We start from the raw sequence: 22,393 nt of genomic DNA on the forward strand, positions 1-22,393 counted from the left end.
ATGACACAAAAACCGTGTCCGCTGTACAGCCAGATCCCCGCCATTGATCGCCTGTTACATGAGCCACAGATAGCACCGTTTGTGGAACAATATGGACAGACGTTAATCACTGCGACATTAAGAAGAATGCAGGAGCAGGTCAGAATAAATATCAAGCAGCATCAGGAATTACCTGATTGGTGTGATAACTGGGCTGTGGCACTTGGTCAGCGACTGGAGCGGAAGCAAGCTTTGGCTTTAAAGCCGGTGTTTAATCTTAGTGGCACTGTGCTTCATACCAATCTTGGCCGGGCATTACTGGCAGAATCAGCTATTGAAGCGGTAACACAAGTGATGCGTTCACCGGTAACGTTAGAATATTCCCTCAATGGTGCCGGGCGTGGGCACCGTGATCGCGCTTTGGCGAATTTATTGTGTGAATTAACGGGTGCGGAAGATGCCTGTATCGTTAATAACAATGCAGCGGCGGTGTTGTTATTGTTGGCCACTATGGCGTCAGGTAAGCAAGTTGTTGTTTCCCGTGGTGAGATGGTGGAAATCGGTGGTGCATTCCGTATTCCTGATGTGATGGTTCAGGCAGGGTGCCAATTGGTTGAAATCGGTACGACTAACCGCACTCACCTGAGAGATTATCAGCAGGCTATCAATGGAGAGACTGCGCTTCTGATGAAGGTGCATACCAGTAATTACAGTATTGAAGGTTTTACTGCGGAAGTGTCTGGTTGTGAATTGGCCGCTTTGGGAGTGAAATATCAAATTCCTACAGCAATTGATTTGGGTAGTGGCTCTATGGTTAATATGGCGCAATATGGGCTGCCGGCTGAACCGATGCCTCAGGACTATTTGGATCAAGGTATCGATTTGGTTACTTTCTCTGGTGATAAATTACTGGGGGGGCCACAAGCTGGAATTATTCTGGGTAAAAAACAATGGATAGAAGCTATCCAGCGTCATCCACTGAAACGTGCTTTGCGGGCAGACAAAATGACGTTATCTGCTCTGGAAGCGACTTTACGGTTGTATCAGCGCCCTGAACAACTCTGTCAGCAGTTGCCAACATTGCGTTTGTTAACCCGCCAACAGCGAGAAATGCATGATATGGCACAACAGCTATTGCCTGAGATTCAGGCATATTATGGTGACCGGTTTATTGTTCGTAGTGAGCCATGTTATTCACAGATTGGCAGTGGTTCGCTGCCGGTTGATCGTCTGCCTAGTTGGGCTTTAACTTTCGCTGCTGCTGATGGTCAAGGGAGCACACTGGAACAGCTGGCCCGCTGTTGGCGTGGATTGGCGAAACCCGTTATTGGCCGTATCTCTGGAGGGCGCTTGTGGCTCGATTTACGTTGTCTTGAAGATGGAAAGACATTGTTGCAGGCACTATTACTATAATCTTCTGGAACTACCATAATTTTCTGAAACTACTATGATTTTCGCCACAGCAGGTCATGTTGACCATGGTAAAACCACACTGATTCAAGCTATTACCGGCGTTAATACGGCACATTTGCCGGAAGAGAAAATACGAGGTATGACCATCGATCTGGGTTATGCCTATTGGCCGCAGTCGGATGGATCTTCGATTGGTTTTGTAGATGTGCCTGGACATGAGAAATTCCTCGCCAATATGCTGGCCGGGGTCGGTGGTATCGATCATGTTTTGTTAGTGGTCGCTTGTGACGATGGGGTAATGGCTCAGACTAGAGAACATTTAGTTATTCTGCGTTTGATTGGCCGCCCGGCGGTGATAGTTGCGCTCACTAAAGCAGACCGGGTGGAACCACAACGGATAATTGACGTTTGTCAACAGATTGAATATGAGCTGGTAACTCAAGGTTGGATTGGTTCCCCTCTGTTTGTCACGGCTGCCACTGAGGAAGAAAGTGTTATCCCTCTGAGGCAGCATCTGTTGCAGTTACATCAGCAAAATAAGCAGCATGAAAAATTACATCAGCGTTTTCGTTTGGCGATCGATCGCGCTTTCAGTATAAAAGGCGCGGGTCTGGTGGTGACGGGAATGGCATTGGCCGGCCAGGTTAGTGTAGGAGATATCCTTTGGCTGACCGGCAGTGATAAACAAATCAGAGTGCGTGGCCTGCATGCTCAGAATCAACAGACAAGTATGGCTCAGGCTGGGCAGCGTATTGCATTGAATATTATCGGTGATGTGAGTAAAGAACAGGTTTCCCGTGGTGACTGGCTACTTTCCCAAAAACCTTTTAAAAATGTGGAGAAGGTACTGGTGGAAGTGGAAACTGATGAACCTTTGCGAAATTGGCAATCGCTTCATATTCATCATGCCGCCAGCCATATAACGGGTCGGATTTCATTACTGAATCAGCTTTCTGATACGCCTCAGTTGGCTGAGTTGGTGCTTGATAGCCCATTATGGTTGGTTGAGAATGACCGGTTGATATTGCGCGATATCAGTGCCAGAAAAACACTTGCCGGGGCTCGGGTGATAAACCTCAATTCTCCCCGCCGTGGTAAGCGCCAGCCAGAATTTTTGCATTGGCTCACCCGGCTTGCCAAAACATCGGACCATGCGACTAACTTAGCGCTCCATTTGTTACGAGGTGAACTTTCTCTCAGCCATTTTTCTTGGGCGCGCCAGTTAACGGAAGCGGATCTCCATCAGTTACTAGCTGATATGGATGTGATTATTGCTGATGGTATGGTGTTATCACAGAGCAATGCCAGATTGGCAGAACAGAAATTGTTACAGGTTTTAGCTGAATACCATCAGCAACATGCTGATCAACTGGGTTTGGGAAGGGCGCGCCTGAAACGGATGGCTTTGCCAACGCTGAATGAAGCGCTGGTTTATACTCTGATAAATCTCTTGCTCAGGGATGGGCAATTAAAACAGTCACATGGTTGGTTATATCTTCCTGAGCATGGTTTGGCTTTCAGTGATGAACAGGCAAAACTGTGGCAACGAGTAGCCCCCTATTTTACCGAGGATCCCTGGTGGGTACGTGATTTGGCTTCTGATTTAAAGGAAGAAGAGGCGACAATTCGCAGTTTGTTGAAAAAATCAGCTCAATTGGGACATATTACGGCCATTGTTCCGGATCGCTATTACTGTAGGCAACGAATTCAGCAGTTCGCGGAACTTATCCGCAAGTTTAATCAAAATCATGGTGCGATTACTGCCGCCGATTTTCGTGATGAATTAGGTATTGGTCGTAAATTGGCGATTCAGATCCTGGAATTCTTTGATAACAGTGGTTTTACCCGCCGTCAGGCTGAATCACATATTCTTAGGGATAATGGACTATTCTGATAGTTTTTTGTTTAAAATATGGGCAATTTCAGCAAAATCACAGTTTTGTTTCTGTTGATTTAAACAGCTTGTGTTATTTTTGCTAACTGTTATCGGCGTGAGCCTTCTATTTAACTGGATTTAGTACGGTATGAAAAGAAAGATAATATCGGGTGTTTATCTGGGATTATTGTTTATTGCAACTTTAATACTGGTTTTTGAAAAAAGTGAAGATATTTACCCGGCGTTGATCGCTGTCGGTGTGTTTGGTGTGATATTTGGTCTGGTGTTTTTTGTGTCAGCCCGGTTACTGTTTTCTGCCGCCTTTACCGGAACACTGTTTATTATCTTCAAGTTCCTTAATCAGATAAAGATTCATTACTACAAAGAACAGTTGATGTTCTCTGACCTTAACCTGATGTTTGATCCTTCTAATCAGGAAACATTGCGACACTATTGGCTGGCTGGCCTGGGAGTTGTCGCTATGTTTATCTGGTTGATGTTTAATATGACTCTGAGCTGGAAAAAATCATCACCTTTACGTGGTTTCGAATGGCGCGCTGTCAGTCTGGTGTTGGTTGCGTTCTGTGCATGGGAAGTGAGTGCTACCGCCAACGCGTTTAGAGATCAATGGGAATCTTCACTGCCAAAAGGGCGTGGTACAGTGACCAATATGGTGATGTCAGCTAAAGATGTCAAACGTCGTGTGCCTCAGTTTGGGCAATCATCCGATTATTTCCTGCAACAGGCTAAGAATGTCACGTTGCCTGTGCCGCAGTCAGAAATCAAACCCGATGTAGTGTTGCTCTTGCAGGAATCTACAGTTACTCCGCATATCTATCAGCTGCCTGATGATGCCCATCTGCCGGATCTTTATATGTTCCAGCGGGATTCCGGGGTCAGCGCACAAAGCCCAATGCGGGTACAAACTTTCGGCGGTGGTACATGGTTATCTGAATTCTCTGCTCTGACGGGGTTGAATACCGATGATTTTGGCTCACGTAAGAATGCTGTTTTTTATTTTATCGTTGATCACTTGAAATATAGCCTGTTCCGCGAGATGAAACAGAATGGCTATTACACTGTTGTTTTGACTCCATTTAATAAATCCTCCTATCATTCTGGTCATGCTTATCAGACGCTGGGTGTTGACCGTATTATCCAGCCACAGGAATTAGGGTATCCCGCTAGTCTTGATGAAAATCTGTGGACTATCTCTACACAAGAGATATTGAGTTATGTGAAAGAAATTCTGGCACAGGAAACCGATAAGCCGTTGTTTATTTTCTCACTGACTATGTATGAACATGGTCCATATGATGAAGATCATTCAGATGATTACGGGCTTTCCGGGCATGTGAAAAATTCACAGGCGGTTGGTAAGTTCAGTCACTATATGGAGAAAATCAAGGCTTCTGATCCGGCAATCAAAGATTTCAGTGAGTTCGTCGCTAAACGGGAAAAGCCTACCATTTTTCTCTACTTTGGTGATCATCAACCCAATATAGAGCTAGGCCAGTACGATAGCGTATTTTCAAATCCGGGTTATATCACTCAGTTCACTATGCGGGATAACCTAAAACAGGGAAACACTATTCAGACTGATGAACTGACAGATATTTCATTCCTTGGTGGAATGATTATGGAGAGAGCTAAACTGGATTCTTCACCTTTTTACCGGGCGAATATGACGATGCGCCACCTTTGTTGGGGGGCGCTGGATGATTGTCAGGATAAAGCGCTGGTGGATAGTTACAAACACTATATTTATCAGCAATTGGAAGTGGCAGGTAAAAAGTAAGCCGTAAAATAATAAGTGGGCAGGTGCCATATAAATATGGCGCTTGTTGCACTTTAGATGCAGGTAAACACTCTCCAACTTTCTGCCACTGCTTTGCAATTTCACCCTCAATCATTTATTGCGACAGAATATGGCAGGGAAAATCACTTTTCTTATCGGGCTGTTAACATACCTAGTCAATAAAATTATTTTATGTCATTGATAATGCTGTGAATTTATCAGATTCAGTGTGCGTTAGTATTGACCAATAGATTTAGAGTTAGTGGTCCTCGTCGTTTCTGCTCATTGAGGCTTGTGTCAGATTTGTCAGGGGCGGTAACTGCTGATGAAGTGGCAAGCGTCATCTCATCTGATCTGTGCGGGAGTAGCCACATTGATATCACATAATTATATGGGCCGACTTTTATTGAACCTAATTGATGTTAAAGTATAAGTATTTTTTATGAATAAGATTTCGGAAATTGGAGATGACTAAACCCGTATTGGATACATTTCTATGGTTATAGTTAGGCAGTTGATGGTGCGATAGGTATATCTTCTGAACTATAGATTTTGCAATAAGTGGTTGCATTTTGGCTGGATAAGCTGAAAAAACTTTATGACTTTATTGGTGCCGGAATGGATATCATGGAGTCTGTTCCTTGTGCTCTGGTCATGGTGGATTTAGTTGATGGTCATTCGGTTAGGTGTGTGATTTTTTGCGCCAACCTCGGGGGAGATGCGGATGCCATCGGTGCCATGGCTGGAGCCATTTCTGGGAAGCGATCTTTATCCACTGTAAATAGGGTTATTAACAGTGGATTTATTGATGGTCTATTGATGTGGATCCCAGTTCTGGATTATTTGCTTCTTTCTTTGTCAGTCTGATGGAGTTATGGCTTATATTTGACCAGTAAAAGGAGCGACTAATGGGGGATTTACTGCCGATTACCGTAATTGGTGCTGCCGCAGGAGATATTGTTCTTAGCTTACCAAGGCTTCCTCGCAGTGGTGAAGACCAGGAAGCCAAAGAGATTGATCAACAGATTGGCGGTTCGGGTTTTAATGTTGCTCGGGCTTTGGCCCGCCTGCAAATCCCTGTAATTAATGGCATACCCGTTGGTAATGGATACTGGGGTAAGCGGATAACTAAAGAGATGCAGGCTCTTGGGCTTGGGGTCACATTAACCAACTCATCGCTTGATAATGGCTGGTGTCTGGCAATGGTTGAACCGGATGGTGAGCGAAGTTTTGTCTCTATTAGTGGTTGTGAAGTTGACTGGAGTTCGGCAATGCTCTCAGCTATTACTTTGCCGGAAAGGGGATATATCTACTCTAGTGGTTATGTCATGGCGAGTAAAACAACGGCGATTTTGTGTGACTGGTTATTGGCGTCACCACCTGGGCAGACATTATTGCTGGATTTTGGACCTCGTTTACCCAATATAGATCCCGCTTTCATTGATGCGTTGCCTGTTGGCCGAACCATTTTGACACTGAACCGTGATGAAATGACGATATTGTGTGGAACAGGTGATCCTGTCGCTCAGGCCAGTAATTATTCCAGCAAAAGAAAAATCACTATTATCTGTCGGTTAGGTTTACAGGGTACATGGATATGTTTGCCTGATCGTGACCCAGAACATGTTGCTGCCTATAAAGTGAAAGTGGTGGATACCATCGGTGCTGGTGATGCTCATAGTAGTGGCATGCTTGCTGGTTTATCACAGGGAATGTCGCTGAAAGATGCGGTTGAACTTGGCAATCGCGTTGCTGCCATTGTTGTCAGTCGTTCTGGTGCTGCGGGTGCGCCAACCATAAAAGAACTAAAGGAATTTGTGTTTGAATAATTATCAATCAAACACAAGGGATTCAGGTTTCTAAGGTGTGATTAAAATGAATGCATTACATACAGGTTGGAAACGAAAAACGACTCTTTTTTTATTAGCTGAGACAATTTCTCTGCTGGGTTCTTCCATTGTCCAGTTCTCGATCGTCTGGTATATCACCTTAAATACTTCATCAGGAGAAATGCTAGCTATCGCGGTGCTCTGTGCATTTCTTCCACAGGTATTAATCTCTTTATTTGCCGGTGTTTGGGCTGATACTTACAACCGTAAGTTACTTTGTATTGCTTCTGATGCGCTGATTGCATTAGTGACTCTTGGTCTGGCGATCTCTTTTATGTTTGGGTTTAAGAGTATTGAGCTGCTATTTGTGGCACTGATTATCCGCTCGTTTGGTACTGGCATTCAGGCTCCGGCGGCTAGTGCTATCATTCCACAACTGGTCCCGAAAGAGAAACTGTTGCGGGTTAATGGTCTTAATACTTCTCTGAATTCACTGACGATGCTGGCTTCTCCAGCCATTAGTGGTTTTTTGTATTCTCAGACTTCGATTGAGAATATTCTTTTAGTGGATGTTGTTACTGCTGTTATTGGTATCAGTATTGTTGCATTTATTCCTATTGCCAAAATCGCTTCTGATTCTATACCGGATAATAAATTTCAGGCGATGCTAGCGGGTTTTCGCTATTTGCAAGAGAATAAGCTAATCAGAAATATTTTGATTTTTCTGATTTGTGTTTGCTTCCTGATCAGTCCAGCTGCTTTTTTGACACCTCTATTGGTTAACAGGACATTTGGTGAAGATTCATGGTTTTTAGCCGTTAACGAAATGACCTTTAGTGCCGGAGCATTGTTAGGTGGATTGCTGATTTCTTTTTGGAGTGAATATAAAAATAAACTGCGTATAACAGGAATAGCTTGCACACTGTTTGGTGTATTTATGATTGCACTTGGCAATGCATATTGGTTTCCGCTGTATCTGGCATTAAATGTCTCTTTGGGCGCTATAACGCCTTGTTTTAACGCACCAATAATTTCTATTATACAGGAAAAAGTTGAACCGGAAATGATGGGGAGAGTATTTAGTTTAGTTCAAATTGCTATGTCCTGCTCTCTGCCATTAGGCATGGTGATATTTGGTCCAGTTGCTGACTATATTAATATTCAACTCCTTTTAATGATATCTGGTGTATTGATATTACTGACTGGCGGGATATTTTTTATGTTTAACGGAGAAGAGAACAGAGAAAGTAGCAGAGCAGTTTAATAAAGCTGGTATTGCCAAAGACATCGCGTTCATTGTTTGCTTTGTGCGATACCAGTGCTTGTTTGAAGAGAAAAAAATGGAAAACACAGATAATCATTCGCAGTTTATTATCTATCAAACTCTTGTTTAATTTAACGTAAGACTCATATTAACTCAATGCTAATTCAGGATAATGACTGTGATAACAACCGATGAAAGCCACTGGAGCGATTTGTTCTCCGGTAAAAATGCGGCCAGTGCTCTGGCTTTATCGCTGGGAGTTGCGTTACATGCGATTAATATCTTAATTGCTACCACTATCTTACCTTCGGTTGTGCAGGACATTGGCGGCTTGAACCTTTATGCCTGGAATACAACGCTGTTTGTGGTCGCTTCTATTATTGGTTCGGTACTGTCTGCACGTCTGCTTAGCTCACAGGGGGCACGTAATGCTTATCTGGTTGCAGCAATATTCTTCTTCTTTGGCAGTTTGTTATGCGCGTCTGCTCCAACGATGGAAATGATGCTTATCGGACGGACAGTTCAGGGTTTCGGTGGTGGGTTACTGTTTGCACTTTCCTATGCCATGATCAACCTGGTATTTGAACAGGCGCTTTGGCCACGGGCAATGGCACTGATATCCGGTATGTGGGGGATTGCGACGTTGGTTGGCCCTGCTGTGGGGGGGATTTTTGCTGAGATAAATGCATGGCGTTATGCCTTTGGTATCATGCTGCCAATAATGCTGTTGTATGCAGTTTTCACTTACTTAATTTTGCCAAAAGGTAAACCTCAGGATAAGAATAAAGCAGCGTTGCCATTGGTGCAGTTAGTTTTATTAGCGGGAGCAGTATTGATAGTTTCTGCTGGCAGTGTATCTGACAACGTGGAGCTGAATTTTGCAGGGATTATGCTGGCATTAGTATTAATAATATTACTAGTTTGCTATGAACGTCGTGCAGTGATACGTTTGTTGCCTCATGGTGCATTACATTTGGGCTCACCTCATGCTGTGTTGTTTGCTACTATTTCATTATTGGTGATTGGCATGACTAGTGAAGTGTTTATCCCGTATTTCCTGCAAATGTTGCATGGTCAGTCACCGCTGGTTTCCGGTTATATGGCTGCGGCAATGGCAGCAGGCTGGACAGTTGCGGAGATAATCAGTGCGGGTTGGCGTGGGGCGGGTATGCGCCGGGCAATTGTCAGTGGGCCGATATTGGCACTGATAGGTATGCTGATTCTGTCATCGATATTATCACAGCCCTCGGCTGGACATTGGCAAGTGATGATTCCCATTGTAATTGCATTGACTTTGGTGGGATTTGGTATTGGCTTTGGCTGGCCACATTTGCTAACTCGTATCTTACAGGTATCGTCGGATGCCGATAAAGATATCGTAGGTGCCTCAATTACAACGGTACAGTTATTTGCCACTGCTTTTGGATCAGCATTGGCGGGTATGGTAGTGAACCTTTCCGGATTGAATGAACCCGGAGGTGTGGCAGGTACCGCTTCAGCCGCACACTGGTTGTTCCTGCTATTTGCTATCGCACCGTTATTGGCACTGTTTACTGCGTGGAGATCGGCGAAGATTAGGGCGGTGGTGTCGTAATCCTATTTATAGTGGTAACAGTAAAGTACCTGACGATTTAATAGCAGGTGAAATATCCAGAGGGTAGAGCATGATATAGGCGCTTGTTGATGACTCGTCGATATTTTCTTGTTTTTTCGACCCATGATTTTTATATGTCAACATCATCGACATATCGCTAACGGCATACAACGAGAAAAAAGTTGTATGTGATTTGCAGAAGTAACTTGCTCTTCATATTCAAACGTTAGTGTTTCATAATCATTTTCAGGAATAATTTCAATATATTGAGGTTGACCATATGCTTGCCAATATTGTATTACTGCGTACATTTCTTGTTCATGGACTAATGCACCGTGTAAACGAAGCGGTTCAACCAAGTTAGGAGCCATGTAAAGCATATCTCTTATGGGCAGTAATTCAGCGCCATTTTGGCCTGAGATAATACGTGAATCAGTTTTATCGAATACTGAAAAAGCAATTCTTGTAGGGATATTACTTTTAATCAGATTGGTAATGATATCAACTGAGATATATCGAGTAGCAAGTATTAGATGAATACCAGTAATGTGAGCTTGCTGAACAAGAGATATTAGTAATGTTTCTACCTCTTTACCTGCTTTAAGTATCAAATCGGAAAACTCATCAATTACAACAACAATATTGGGTAATTGCATCAACATGGTCATATTTTCCCCATCAGCAGGGCCCCAGAAAGGATTAGGGATAGGGTGTCTCAGATCTACTGCTTGCTGTACACGTCGGTTATATTCAACCAGACTACGAACGCCAAGTGCTGACAGTAGTTTATAACGCCGTTCCATCTCACTGATGCACCAATGTAGCGTATGAACAGTTCCTTCTGTATTGTGAATGATTCTTGTCAGTAAATGAGGTAGTTTTTTGTAAACAGAAAGTTCCAGCATGTTCGTATCAATCATGATAAAGCGAACGTCTACCGGTGTGGCTTTATATAGTATGCTAAGAATCATGGAGTGAATAAACGTAGACTTACCAGATCCTGTAATTCCCCCGATTAGCAAGTGCTGCATATTAGTCAAAGTTGTGATGATGGGTTTTCCAGAAATATCTTTGCCCAAAGCTATTGCTAGATGAGAATCAACTTCTCTAAACTGAGCGCAATCCAGAACTGTACGTAGGTAAACGGTATCACGACTATTTTTAAGTACATCCAGGCCGATATATGGTGTACCCGGTATGATTGGCACAACTTGTATAGAAGATGCAGAAAGAGAGCGTGTTATATCGTGAGATAAATTAGCAATCTGGGAAACTTTAATGCCGGATGCTGGAAGCAGATCAAAATGAATATACATTGGCCCTAGAGATATATGCTCCACATTGGCCGCAATGCCATAAGCAGCCAAGCATGATTCTATTGATTCAGCCATTTTAGCCAGTTCTAAACTGCCTGCCTGAGCTGCATTTATAGGAGGAGAGATTAATAAATCAAATGCTGGAAGACTATTTATCATAGTGTTAGACATAAATTCCTCGGCTTTGATATCTAGAAAGTTTTACTGTAATCCAGAGCGTGTTCAGAATTCTGTGTTATCTAAAAACCCCTTAGTATAGCTATTTCGTCAAGATGATCGAATCTGAATATTGGGTGATGGTTTATTGCCTTTAATTTTATGTATTTTTTCGTGATCTATTTTTTTAATTACATGTAAAACAGGGCAGTATGGGATGCTATAAATTTGATGTGTCCAGCTTGATAGTATTGTTACCATAATATGATATTACAATTTGTTGCACTGAGTGCAAAATAGGTTCTTGGGCTTCACTCCAGTGCGGGCACGGTCTAGCGCCGTTTTCGTGGCGTGTGTTTTTCCTGCGTTAGGGGCATTTTACCCATTTTTTAAAGTTTGAATTTGAGCTGAACTTCATTCTTGGTGAGAGCAAGCCGGAGCTCTTTGAGTTGGCTTTCTAATGTAGCGACTAGGTAGCTACTGAACTTTTCTTTTGCTAAGGTGCGTTCAAATACATTGCTTGGTAAAAAGCGTTTCATTTCGTTCATGAACGCATTACTGGCAATCACATTTGGTAAGGATTGAATGCGTTGTTCTAGCAAGTTTGCAAAGTCAGCAAGTTTGTAATCAGCAACTTTTTGTCTAATTAAGTCGACATCTGGTTTTGCGCCTTGCTGTTGTAACCAAGCTAGATCCCAGATATCGCGGTGGCGGACGTACTTCTGTGTGGCAGGTAACGAAACCATCTTATCCGCCATCACTTCATCAAGGGTTTCTGTGTAGATTAAAGTGTCGTCATAACCATCGGGCAGAAAATCGTAATTCTGAGTATCTACCTGTCTATCGGAATATTTTCAAGCAGCCAGTCATGACTGATATTGTCGAAACATCCTTTGATATCCCCTTCCAGTATCCACACTGGTGCTGTTTTTCGGCAGAGACAGTTAAATACCTGCTCCATCGTGTCAGCAGTGCTTCTTGCCGGGCGAAATCCGTAACTGTTGTGATCGGCAGTGGTTTCCGAGAAGGATCCAGCGCCAGCAGATAAAAAGCCTGCATGGCCCGATCCTGGGGTTTAGGGAGCAACGGAACAGTAAACGTTGTTAAGCAGTCATTTTAAATAGCCATTTAAATATAAATCAATATGTTAACTATCTTCATTGAATGCTCTCAATTCCCCTCTGCTGACAGCTTCCGGAACCGTAAAGGTGTAGCGCCCCTGCATGTTAATATGCCCGCATAGCAATGGAGACAATCTCTTTACATCTTCGTCATGCACCGGATATCCTTCTCGCCTGAGTTGTTGCACTGCGGCATCCATGTAAATCGTATTATACAGAACGATCATATTTAACACTAAACCTAATGAACCCAACTGATCTTCCTGGCCTTCGCGATATGCCTGTCTCAGTTCACCTCGTTTTCCATGAAACACATTTCTGGCTACCGCGTGTCGTCCTTCTCCACGATTAAGCTGTTTGTAAGGTTTTCATGATCGACAGGATGTTCAGACGTTCCAGTTTGAGTGAGGCTATCAGTCGCAGAATATCATCCCAGTGCGGTACGACTTTTTTCTCAAAATTCAGGCGATGTGAGGAGATGGCCGAGTTATAGCGGTGATAACGTTGGCAACCAATAGATCATACTGATTACTGAGCTCTGTTTCAATATCGGTTAGCCCGGTAAGTTCTTTTTTTACTATCAATTAGAGTGATAGACGAGCGTAACTGATGATTACTCAAAGCGATTCTGTGAGCGATGCACGTTCCGTTTTAACTACGGAGCACCCAGCTTGTCGGATTGGTTACCTAAACGGCAAGCTTATCTGCGCATTGCCATATATGTCCTTGGAGGGCAGCCTACCATATTTTTAAAAAAGGTGGCAAAAGCGCTATCGCTGGAAAAAGCCAGTTGGCTGGCGACGTCAGATTGAGCGTATCCCTCTGCTAATAGCTCAATTGCTTTGATTAGCCGCCATTGTTGCCGCCACTGTTGATAGTTCAGCCCAGTTTCACGCTGAAAAATGCGGCTAATGGTTTTTTCTGATGCGCCGATATAACTAGCCAGCTCGTACAGAGGCGGAACTGTGATCATATCGGCTAAATTTCTCAGGCGGCGGTCACTGGGCAGGGGCAACAGGGTTAATTCGCGTGGTGCCAGTTGTATCTCATCTAGGCATACCGCTAGAATATTAGCGGTCGCACCGTGCTGCCAGTTGGTATCGAACTCGGCGATGGTAATGCGTTCCAGCACTTCGCGTAGCAAAGGTGAAGCTGTCAGAACTTCTAAGCATTCAGGCAGACTAGGGTAATGGGAGCGATCGAGATACACCGATCGATAACCTGCCACACCGCTAACTTGCACCCGATGCTCTAGCTGTGGTGGAATCCAAGCGATACGACCCGGCGGGAGCATGCAGATGCTCTCATTGAGCGTAATTCGCATGCAACCTCGCTGACTAAACAGTAGTTGCCCCATCCTATGCCAGTGTGGACCAGAGTCATGCTGAGCCAATTCGGCTGCGATGCCCAATACGCTGTTGCCGAGCGAATCTGGATCAAAGGTATCCTGAGCGTTAAGCCATGTCATATACTGTGCTGTCCGATTATGTAAATTATTTGTCTTTTATATTGTAACAGACGATAGAGTGAAGATGATACCTTGATATCCCTAATTTTATCTTTAGACACAGGACTTGCTATGCAACGCAAACTTACCCTTACACTGGCAACATCTATGATGATGTTTCCCCAAGTGGTGGAAACGATCTACAGCCCAGCGCTTACTCATATTGCTGAAGGGTTTCATGTCAGCGCGGAAATGGCCGCGCAAACGTTGTCCTGTTATTTCTTTGCTTTTGCTCTCGGCGTTGTGGTATGGGGACGAATGTGTGATGTTATTGGACGGCGTCCTACTATCCTTGCCGGACTAGCGTTATATATGTTGGCATCGATCTTAGCTGTCTTCTGCGATAGTTTTACCATATTATTGGTGGCGAGGGTGTTGGCAGCCTTTGGTGCGGCGGTGGGATCAGTGGGTACTCAGACCGCCATTCGTGATCAGTTCAGCGACTACGAATTGGCGCGGGTGTTTTCGGTGATGGGGATAGCTATAGCGGTTAGTCCGGCGATTGGTGTGCTGAGCGGTACGTTACTGACCCATTATTGGGGCTATCAGGGCGTCTTTAGCGGCCTGGCGATATTAGCGGCGGTGTTGTTGGCTTATGCTGCATGGCAACTGCCAGAAACGCGCCCACAAGAGGTCGTAAAAAGCTCCTTTTTCGGTACTTTGAGCCGTATGACTAAAGATGGTGACATTTGGCACAGTGCATTGTTGGTCGCTTTATTCAATATCTGTATGTTCAGTTATTACCAGTTAGCACCGTTCCGTTTTGAAACACTGGGTCTTCCTGCGCAATGGTTTGGCTATACAGGACTGGTGTTGGCAGCCGGTGTGGGTCTTGGCGCAGCCATTAACAAGCTTTTGATCGCCAAGCACTGGTTATTTACTGCGTTGCTGATACTAGCGTGTGTTTTGCTGCTTTCTGGCGGTATCTTGTTGTTTTTGCTGGAAGAAACGGTATGGTTTGTCTTGCCAATGATGCTGGTTGTGATGGCATATGGTATTGCCATTCCCAATATTCTAGCGCGTGCCCTGCGGCATTATAAAGATTGTATGGGAACGGCGGGGGCGATCCTTGGTTTGATGTATTACCTGATGTTAGGGGGCGGCCTAGTTCTGGCAGGGTTGGCGCAACACCTTGGCATGGTACTGACAATCAGCAGCATTTGTGCACTGATGCTGGCAGGGAGTATCGTACGTAGCGAACGGAAACTCGTCTTGCCAGAAGGTGAAAACGAACGCTCCTGAGTATTTAAACGTTGGTCGGTGCTAAATGACCGGCCAACAACCGATGGAGCCTTGCGACTACGGAGTCATATTCCTCTGCCAGATACATATGTCCAACGTCAAAACTATGTTGTTGAAACTCTCCGCTTGCGATCTGGCGCTAATCAGCTAAATCTTGCTCATCAATCCAGTTATCACGGTTCCCCTGAAAAACAGCCAACGGTGCCTGATAGCTGGTGCTTTGTGGAAATAGCAATTGGGCTGAAAGTAACAAATCTGCGCGGATTATCGGTAGGTAAAAATCGAGTAATACACTCTCGTTACGCAGCGTGTCGCTTATACCTCCATTAACTAACCTCAGCTTTGCTTAAGGATAGCGATTTCAGAATCACGTAAATTTAAGCTCGGTTTTTTCGGTTGGAATGGATATGCAATTAAGCCCGATACGACCTCCAACAAAAAGCCGACTATACTCCGATGTCGTGAATGTTCTATCTGAGAAATATTTTTCAATGGGTCATTCACGGTCTCTATCAAAAAACGCTTTCTTAACATAATCTTATCCCAAATCGATAAAAACTTGGCTTTCCTATTGCAACGAACACTTGTGATAAGTGTTATCCCTTCTGCCTCCAGTTCATCACTTAAAGCTTGTGATAAATACCCTTTGTCGCCATACAGATGTCCTGTTAATCCTTTTACCCATTCCTTAACCGGATGGCGAGCATCTGTATTTCCCCGCGTTAATTTGACAGACAAACGCTCCCCACACTCATTAATGACCAAATGAAGTTTAAAACCATAAAACCACCCCATACTGGTTTTCCCCCGTTGTGCTACCCCCTCAAAAACCTTATTTCGGGGAATACGAAGATTATGGCAAACGGCGATTTTGGTGGAGTCGATAAAAGCCATGCCTTGTGATTTTTCTTTGCGTGAAGAAAGAAAAGCGCACAACGGGATAATCGCTCTTTTCTTCAAGGTTATTATTTGGTTGTCACTGACCAGATGGGGGAAATCAGCCTTAAGATACTGTTGCACATGCTCAATATAAAACGCTTTGAAATGACGATAGTGGCTCATGTGAAATAAAATGAGGAGTGTCATGATTTCACTCAGTGACAGGGAAGCGGCGCGATGGCGTTTAAGCAGGTTATTCTCGATGAGCTGTTGTTCCCAAAGCGGAATAAATTGTTGGTAAAAATCATCGACGCAGCAGTCAAGTTCTTCTAAAGTCATCATAGCCTGAGGATCTCCACGATTTTGTTTTCTATACAAAAACTTTGATCGTGCCTCGGGCTCTTAGTTCCTTTTTTCTTTCCTTTCTTAAGCAGAGTTCAGGTTAAATACAGTCCATTATCATCAGAACGCCCATCAAATCGTTATCCATGCTTTGATTTGTATATCCGTTAATTTCGCCATACATCATTCCAATAATATTTTTGCTGTGGTGATATTATATGAGACTTTATAGTATTAAAAAAGTCCGCAATTACGCGGACTTAGCGATGGTGGTGAGATGTCGTGGGACTTTGTGAATTCGCCTGAAAACTTACTCGATGTTTTGAATCTGCTCCCGCATCTGCTCAATCAGCACCTTCAATTCAATAGCGGAATTGGTGATATCGGCATTAATAGATTTAGATGCTAGAGTATTGGACTCGCGGTTAAATTCCTGCATCATAAAATCCAGACGACGGCCGACGGCCTCTTTTTTCTTCAGAATATTGTGGGTTTCTTTAACATGGGCGTCGAGGCGATCTAATTCTTCCGCCACATCAAGGCGTTGAGCCAACAAAACTAATTCTTGCTCAAGTCGGTTATTTTCGAGCTGTATCTGAGCTTCTTCCAGTTTGGTTTGAAGACGTTCCCGCTGCCATTGCATGATTTCAGGCATTTGCTGGCGAACTTTACTGACTTCTTCGGTGACAGCGTCCAGACGCTGTTCAATCATGGTCTTAAGTGCAGTCCCTTCGGTTTCACGGCTTTGAATAAAAGCATCCAGTGTTTTCTCCAGCTCTTCCAGCAATTGGGTACTGATGGCATCCAAATCCTGCTCTTCCGCTGCCATGACACCTGGCCAGCGTAGGATGTCAACAGGATTGATTTTACCTTCATTACTCTGTTGTTTAACCCAATTCGCTGCATTTACCAGCTGTTTCGCTAAAGTTTCATTTAGAATGAGTTCGCCTTGAGTGCGTGAATCCAGTTCGAAACGCAGGTTGCACTCAACTTTTCCGCGAGTCAGACGGGAACGAATGCGTTCACGGATCACCGGTTCCAAGCTTCTGAATTGTTCTGGCAGGCGGATATAAGTCTCTAAATAACGCTGATTAACGGAGCGCAGTTCCCAAGCCGCATTGCCCCATTCACTTTTGATATCGTGCCGTGCAAAAGCAGTCATACTACGAATCATGATTCGTTCCCATTTAAATAAAAGATTAAGGGATTATAACGCTCGTTGTAGATGCAGGATAGGCATTAGCCCTGTTAGGCCGTATAATGCGCCCCCAATAATGATTTAACAACGGAGATAACACTATGCGCCCAGCAGGAAGAGCGGCAGAGCAAGTGCGCCCTATCACTATAACCCGTAATTACACTAAGCACGCGGAAGGTTCGGTTCTGGTGGAGTTTGGGGATACCAAAGTGTTATGTAACGCGTCCGTTGAAGAAGGGGTTCCCCGTTTCCTGAAAGGCCAAGGACAAGGTTGGGTTACGGCTGAATATGGCATGTTACCGCGCTCTACTCATACCCGAAATGCCCGTGAGGCAGCCAGAGGAAAACAGGGGGGGCGTACTATGGAAATCCAGCGTTTAATCGCCCGCTCGCTGCGCGCCGCTGTTGATCTGAAAAAACTGGGTGAATATACCATTACTCTGGATTGTGATGTGATCCAGGCTGATGGTGGTACTCGCACAGCTTCTATAACGGGCGCTTGTGTGGCGCTGGTTGATGCGCTGGATAAAATAGTTGCAGCGGGTAAGCTAAAAGAAAGTCCACTGAAATCAATGGTTGCTGCGGTCTCTGTCGGTATTGTGGATGGTGAAGGCCGTTGCGATCTGGAATATGTGGAAGACTCAGCCGCTGAAACTGATATGAACGTCGTGATGATGGAAGATGGCCGGATGATTGAAGTGCAAGGCACTGCGGAAGGCGAGCCGTTTAGTCATGATGAATTGTTGTCCTTGTTGGCCCTTGCCAAGGGGGGATTAGAGGACATTTTTGAAGCGCAGAGAAATGCGTTGAAACAATAAGTTGATCAGGCGACGTAATTGTCGCCTTTTTTGTGTCTGTCGTGTAGCGGATAACCAAACTAAATAAGAGGAGAAACACCAATGAAAGCCTATCAGCGCGAATTTATTGAGCTTGCGCTAAGAAAACAGGTGCTGAAGTTTGGGGAATTTACCCTGAAATCAGGACGTAAAAGCCCGTATTTTTTTAATGCCGGGCTGTTTAATACCGGGCGTGATTTGGCGTTAATCGGGCGTTTTTACGCGGCAACATTGTTGGATAGCGGTATTCAGTGTGATTTGTTGTTCGGACCAGCTTATAAGGGGATCCCAATTGCAACAACAACGGCGGTTGCATTGGCAGATCACTATGATATTGATATACCGTATTGTTTTAATCGTAAGGAAGCTAAAGATCATGGTGAAGGTGGCACTTTGGTCGGTAGTCCACTTAAAGGAAATGTTGTTCTGGTTGATGATGTTATTACCGCAGGCACAGCTATCCGTGAATCCATGGAGATTATCAAGCAGCATAATGCGACTCTTGCCGGTGTGATGATTTGTCTTGATCGTCAGGAGCGAGGGAAGGGGGAAATCTCGGCAATTCAGGAAGTTGAAAGGGATTACGATTGCAAAGTGTTTTCCATTATTACCCTGAATGATTTGATTAGTTATTTAGCTAGTCAGCCAGAGATGAAAGATCACCTGGATGCAGTGAAAGCATATCGTGAGCAGTACGGTATCTGACAAGTAAGCTTTAAAAAAAGCCCTCGCCCAATAACGGGCGGGGTGAGTAGTAGAATAGCTTATTGTAACTGAGCCAATAACAGTGGCCAGCGAGCTTCAAATTCCTGTGTTGGGCGATAGTGGAATTCTGAGCGAACAAAGCGTGATAGCATCCCTTCACAAAACGCCAGTAATTGGGAAGCCAATAACGACTCATCATAACTGAAACCTTGCCCATCACGTAATTTTTTCTCTTTTAAAACTTGACGGATCTGTACTTCAATTCGTTCAAATAATTGATTTATGCGCCCTTGCAGCCGATTTTGTTCAAACATCAGAGCATGTCCTGTCATGATGCGGGTCAGACCAGGGTTTTTTTCTGAAAAGCCCAGAATCAGAACCAATATCAGACGGATACGAGTAATGGTGTCTTTTTCGTCTTGTAGAATCAGGTTAATCCGTGAAATTAATGTGTCTTCAATAAACTCGATCAAGCTGTCAAACATCCGGGTTTTACTGGGAAAATGCCGGTACAGCGCAGCTTCGGAAACGCCGACATTGGCGGCCAGTTTAGCGGTGGTTATCCGCTGGCTGCCATCACTGGATTGCAACATATGCGCAAGGGCTTGCAAAATCTCCTCACGCCTGTTTCTTTTCTTCGTATTTTCGTTTTCTGCCATGTCTGACAAAACCTCTGATAAGAACAGTAAAATAAACAAATCAGCAATTCTTTGCCCAAGGGTATTTTGAGCAAAGAATATGATAATTAGTTAATGATATTAGGTTTTATAGAGACTTATTGGCGACCGGAATGACCAAAACCACCGCTGCCTCTTTCGCTGGTTTCAAAATCTTCTACCAGATTGAATTCAGCCTGAATGACGGGTACAAAAACCATCTGAGCAATACGTTCGCCCGGTTCGATAGTGAAAGTTTTATCACTGCGGTTCCAGACAGAAACCATCAGCTGACCTTGATAATCAGAATCAATCAAACCAACCAGATTACCCAGAACGACGCCATGTTTATGTCCAAGGCCTGAACGGGGCAGAATAACCGCTGCCAGTTGCTCATCGCCAATATGAATGGCAAGCCCGGTCGGAAGAAGTTCAGTTTGTCCTGGCGCCAGTTCTACCGCGTTGTTGAGGCAAGCCCGCAGATCTAAACCTGCGGAGCCGGGAGTCGCGTAAGTTGGCAGAGGAAATTCCTGCCCGATACGTGGGTCAAGGATTTTAACGTCGATTTTTTTCATCATAGCGTCTGACTATCTCGTCTAATAAATGGTGGCTGAGTAATAACTTATTACTATGAGGTAAGCGGATATCCCCCTCATGCCAGAACAAATGTAGTGCATTAGTATCACTGTTAAAGCCGTGACCAGTAAGGGATACATCATTCGCACAAATCAGATCCAAATGTTTTTGGTTCAGTTTGTTACGTGCGTATTCTTCCACATTCTGGGTTTCAGCCGCAAATCCAACAACAAAAGGGCGATTTTCTTGCATTGTGGCTACGTTGGCAACAATGTCAGGGTTTTTAATCAGAGTAAAAGTAATTTCTTCGCCCTGTTTTTTAATTTTTTCTGGGGCAATTTGTTTAGCGCGGTAATCTGCAACCGCAGCACAACCAATAAAAATATTCTGTAAACTAGCCACCGTCAGTACTTGTTCATTCATTTCTAAGGCGCTGGTTACGTCGATTCGTTTGACACCCGGCGGGGTCGGTAAATTAACGGGGCCTGTGATAAGGGTGACTTCTGCGCCACGTGCCGCTGCGGCTTGGGCAATGGCAAATCCCATTTTGCCGGAGCTGTGATTGCTGATAAAACGGACGGGATCCAGTGCTTCACGGGTTGGTCCGGCGGTAATAGTCAGTCTTAGGTGAGCTAAGTCCTGATTGGCTTGAAAATGTTGTTCAGCCAGTTCAACAATCGCCATTGGATCCAACATCCTACCGGGGCCAACGTCACCACAAGCCTGATTGCCACTGTCCGGACCCCACAGGAGAATCCCTCGTTCTTCAAGAATCTTGAGATTATGTTGTGTTGCCTGGGCACGAAACATTTGTTGATTCATTGCAGGTAACACGGCAATGGGTGCTGGGGAAGCCAGACAGACAGTTGTCACCAGATCATTTGCTATACCAACGGCCAGACGAGCCAGTAAATCAGCCGTAGCTGGGGCAAGAATAATGAGATCAGCCCATTTGCCAAGTTCTATATGCCCCATAGCAGCTTCTGCTGCCGGGTCTAACAGGTCGTCGGAGACGGGGTAACCGGAAACTGCCTGCAACGTCAGTGGTGTAATAAACGCTTTTGCTGCCGGTGTCATTACTACTCGTACCTGTGCGCCGCGATCACGCAGGCGGCGTACCAGTTCGGGAGTTTTGTAAGCGGCGATCCCTCCGCTAATACCGAGCACAATCTGTTTGCCGGAAAGTCCTGCCATCATGGTTGTCCGAATATTAAGTTGCAAGGGTTCTGGATTTTATCACAAGAGATTACAGAGTTGAGGATAGTCTGAACTTTGATAGTGAAAAAGGGTAAGTTTGCGAGCGGCTACGCAGCTTATGAATATGATGTTCGTCCTTATTTTTAAGGCATGGAATACTGTTTGTATCAGATGAAGCAGGGCAGGGAGATGAATATATGGAAGTTGGCATTGCTGAAAATACAGAAGAAATATATTCAAATTTAGCGCCCAGAGAAAAATTGCTGGCATATGGTTCAGTTTCTTTAACGGATGCGGAGCTACTGGCTATTTTTCTCCGTACTGGGACCAGAGGGCTTCCTGTTTTACGGATGGCTGAATTTTTGTTGAAAGAATTTGGGTCTCTGTACCATTTACTCTCTGCTGATTATGACACTTTCTGTTCTCATAAAGGGATGGGATTAGCCAAGTATGCACAATTGCAGGCTATTGCAGAATTGGCAAAGCGTTTTTTCTCCAGTCAGTTTGTTCATGAAGATATTATGAGCAGCCCAAGTGTGACCCAAGAATATTTGCAAAACCTGTTATCAGGGCGTGACAGGGAAATATTTGTTGTGTTGTTTCTCAATAATCAAAATAAAGTTATCTGTCATGAGGAGATGTTTAAAGGCACAATCAATAAAGTTGAAGTTCATCCTCGTGAAATTGTCAGATCGGCGATAAAGGTGAATGCTTCATCTATTATTTTGGCTCATAATCACCCATCAGGTCATCCAGAGCCTAGTCTGGCGGATAAGATTGTCACAGACAAAGTAATTAATGCCTGTAATCTGGTTGGTGTACAAGTATTGGATCATCTGGTTATTGGCCGGCAATGTTGTGTTTCATTTGCTGAGCGAGGCTGGATTTAGCCAACTTTTTCAAGATCCT

General features: G+C 44.3%; 20 protein-coding genes and 2 pseudogenes. 12 read left to right on the forward strand and 10 right to left on the reverse strand.

Translation table 11 applies throughout. From position 1 onward, the window contains the following. The 7 genes from selA to C5470_RS08000 all read left to right on the forward strand — a co-directional run bounded on the left by selA (position 1) and on the right by C5470_RS08000 (position 9,753). Entirely contained in the window at positions 1-1,392 is a 1,392-nt protein-coding gene (gene selA, locus C5470_RS07970) for an L-seryl-tRNA(Sec) selenium transferase (RefSeq protein WP_166287526.1), read from the forward strand. 34 nt (positions 1,393-1,426) lie between these two features. Further along, on the forward strand, positions 1,427-3,286 hold the full coding sequence (gene selB / locus C5470_RS07975; protein ID WP_166287529.1) for a selenocysteine-specific translation elongation factor: 1,860 nt from the start codon (positions 1,427-1,429) through the stop codon (positions 3,284-3,286). 130 nt (positions 3,287-3,416) lie between these two features. Further along, entirely contained in the window at positions 3,417-5,066 is a 1,650-nt protein-coding gene (locus C5470_RS07980; RefSeq protein WP_166287532.1) for an LTA synthase family protein, read from the forward strand. 561 nt (positions 5,067-5,627) lie between these two features. Beyond that, the gene (locus C5470_RS07985; protein WP_339916193.1) at positions 5,628-5,933 is read left to right on the forward strand and encodes an ADP-ribosylglycohydrolase family protein; all 306 of its coding nucleotides are present in this window, start codon (positions 5,628-5,630) and stop codon (positions 5,931-5,933) included. Between the two features lie 41 nt (positions 5,934-5,974). Continuing rightward, a complete protein-coding gene (locus tag C5470_RS07990; protein WP_166287535.1) occupies positions 5,975-6,895 on the forward strand; it encodes a PfkB family carbohydrate kinase in 921 nt (306 codons plus the stop codon). Between the two features lie 46 nt (positions 6,896-6,941). After that, positions 6,942-8,159 carry an MFS transporter gene (locus tag C5470_RS07995; protein ID WP_036845396.1) on the forward strand — a complete coding sequence of 406 codons (1,218 nt, stop codon included), beginning with the start codon at positions 6,942-6,944 and terminating at the stop codon, positions 8,157-8,159. A gap of 178 nt (positions 8,160-8,337) precedes the next feature. Continuing rightward, positions 8,338-9,753 carry an MFS transporter gene (locus C5470_RS08000; RefSeq protein WP_166287538.1) on the forward strand — a complete coding sequence of 472 codons (1,416 nt, stop codon included), beginning with the start codon at positions 8,338-8,340 and terminating at the stop codon, positions 9,751-9,753. A 143-nt stretch (positions 9,754-9,896) separates the two neighbouring features. Here C5470_RS08000 and C5470_RS08005 read toward each other — a convergent pair whose 3' ends face one another. The 5 genes and pseudogenes from C5470_RS08005 to C5470_RS08030 all read right to left on the reverse strand — a co-directional run bounded on the left by C5470_RS08005 (position 9,897) and on the right by C5470_RS08030 (position 13,814). After that, positions 9,897-11,240 (reverse strand): DNA translocase FtsK, encoded by a 1,344-nt coding sequence (locus C5470_RS08005; RefSeq protein WP_166287541.1) that lies wholly within the window; start codon positions 11,238-11,240, stop codon positions 9,897-9,899. A 374-nt stretch (positions 11,241-11,614) separates the two neighbouring features. Continuing rightward, positions 11,615-11,983, reverse strand: a complete 369-nt coding sequence (locus C5470_RS08010) for a nucleotidyl transferase AbiEii/AbiGii toxin family protein (RefSeq protein WP_242687835.1) — start codon at positions 11,981-11,983, stop codon at positions 11,615-11,617. A 77-nt stretch (positions 11,984-12,060) separates the two neighbouring features. Then, positions 12,061-12,320 (reverse strand): annotated as a pseudogene (locus C5470_RS08015) (reverse transcriptase/maturase family protein); the annotation flags it as partial. 52 nt (positions 12,321-12,372) lie between these two features. Then, positions 12,373-12,832: pseudogene (locus tag C5470_RS22715) on the reverse strand (Tn3 family transposase); the annotation flags it as partial. A gap of 214 nt (positions 12,833-13,046) precedes the next feature. Then, entirely contained in the window at positions 13,047-13,814 is a 768-nt protein-coding gene (locus tag C5470_RS08030) for an AraC family transcriptional regulator (RefSeq protein ID WP_166287547.1), read from the reverse strand. Between the two features lie 111 nt (positions 13,815-13,925). Between C5470_RS08030 and C5470_RS08035 the strand changes: the two genes are divergently transcribed. Together C5470_RS08035 and C5470_RS08040 are read left to right on the forward strand one after the other, a co-directional pair. Beyond that, entirely contained in the window at positions 13,926-15,095 is a 1,170-nt protein-coding gene (locus C5470_RS08035) for an MFS transporter (protein ID WP_166287550.1), read from the forward strand. Positions 15,096-15,113: 18 nt separating this feature from the next. Continuing rightward, positions 15,114-15,425 (forward strand): hypothetical protein, encoded by a 312-nt coding sequence (locus C5470_RS08040; RefSeq protein WP_152964045.1) that lies wholly within the window; start codon positions 15,114-15,116, stop codon positions 15,423-15,425. Positions 15,426-15,431: 6 nt separating this feature from the next. Here C5470_RS08040 and C5470_RS08045 read toward each other — a convergent pair whose 3' ends face one another. Then, positions 15,432-16,316, reverse strand: coding sequence for an IS982 family transposase (locus C5470_RS08045; protein ID WP_166287553.1), 885 nt, complete (start codon positions 16,314-16,316; stop codon positions 15,432-15,434). A gap of 310 nt (positions 16,317-16,626) precedes the next feature. Then, positions 16,627-17,490: a YicC/YloC family endoribonuclease gene (locus C5470_RS08050; protein WP_166287556.1), complete on the reverse strand. Its 864-nt coding sequence runs from the start codon at positions 17,488-17,490 to the stop codon at positions 16,627-16,629. Positions 17,491-17,615: 125 nt separating this feature from the next. Between C5470_RS08050 and rph the strand changes: the two genes are divergently transcribed. Next, complete coding sequence (gene rph / locus C5470_RS08055) at positions 17,616-18,332, forward strand: ribonuclease PH (protein ID WP_132353361.1); 717 nt, start codon at positions 17,616-17,618, stop codon at positions 18,330-18,332. 81 nt (positions 18,333-18,413) lie between these two features. Continuing rightward, the gene (pyrE, locus tag C5470_RS08060; RefSeq protein WP_166287559.1) at positions 18,414-19,055 is read left to right on the forward strand and encodes an orotate phosphoribosyltransferase; all 642 of its coding nucleotides are present in this window, start codon (positions 18,414-18,416) and stop codon (positions 19,053-19,055) included. 59 nt (positions 19,056-19,114) lie between these two features. On the opposite strand, the gene slmA is transcribed toward pyrE, so the two are convergent. The 3 genes from slmA to coaBC all read right to left on the reverse strand — a co-directional run bounded on the left by slmA (position 19,115) and on the right by coaBC (position 21,484). Next, positions 19,115-19,714, reverse strand: coding sequence for a nucleoid occlusion factor SlmA (slmA, locus tag C5470_RS08065; protein ID WP_070974914.1), 600 nt, complete (start codon positions 19,712-19,714; stop codon positions 19,115-19,117). 116 nt (positions 19,715-19,830) lie between these two features. Beyond that, positions 19,831-20,289 carry a dUTP diphosphatase gene (dut, locus tag C5470_RS08070; RefSeq protein ID WP_166287562.1) on the reverse strand — a complete coding sequence of 153 codons (459 nt, stop codon included), beginning with the start codon at positions 20,287-20,289 and terminating at the stop codon, positions 19,831-19,833. Then, entirely contained in the window at positions 20,267-21,484 is a 1,218-nt protein-coding gene (gene coaBC, locus C5470_RS08075) for a bifunctional phosphopantothenoylcysteine decarboxylase/phosphopantothenate--cysteine ligase CoaBC (protein WP_166287565.1), read from the reverse strand. Before coaBC ends, dut begins: the two co-directional genes overlap by 23 nt. A gap of 197 nt (positions 21,485-21,681) precedes the next feature. Between coaBC and radC the strand changes: the two genes are divergently transcribed. Continuing rightward, positions 21,682-22,374, forward strand: coding sequence for a RadC family protein (gene radC / locus C5470_RS08080; RefSeq protein ID WP_166287568.1), 693 nt, complete (start codon positions 21,682-21,684; stop codon positions 22,372-22,374). The last annotated feature ends 19 nt before the right edge of the window (positions 22,375-22,393 follow it).

It is taken from the genome of Photorhabdus stackebrandtii (assembly GCF_011189495.1).
GTDB classification, from domain to species: Bacteria; Pseudomonadota; Gammaproteobacteria; order Enterobacterales; family Enterobacteriaceae; genus Photorhabdus; species Photorhabdus khanii.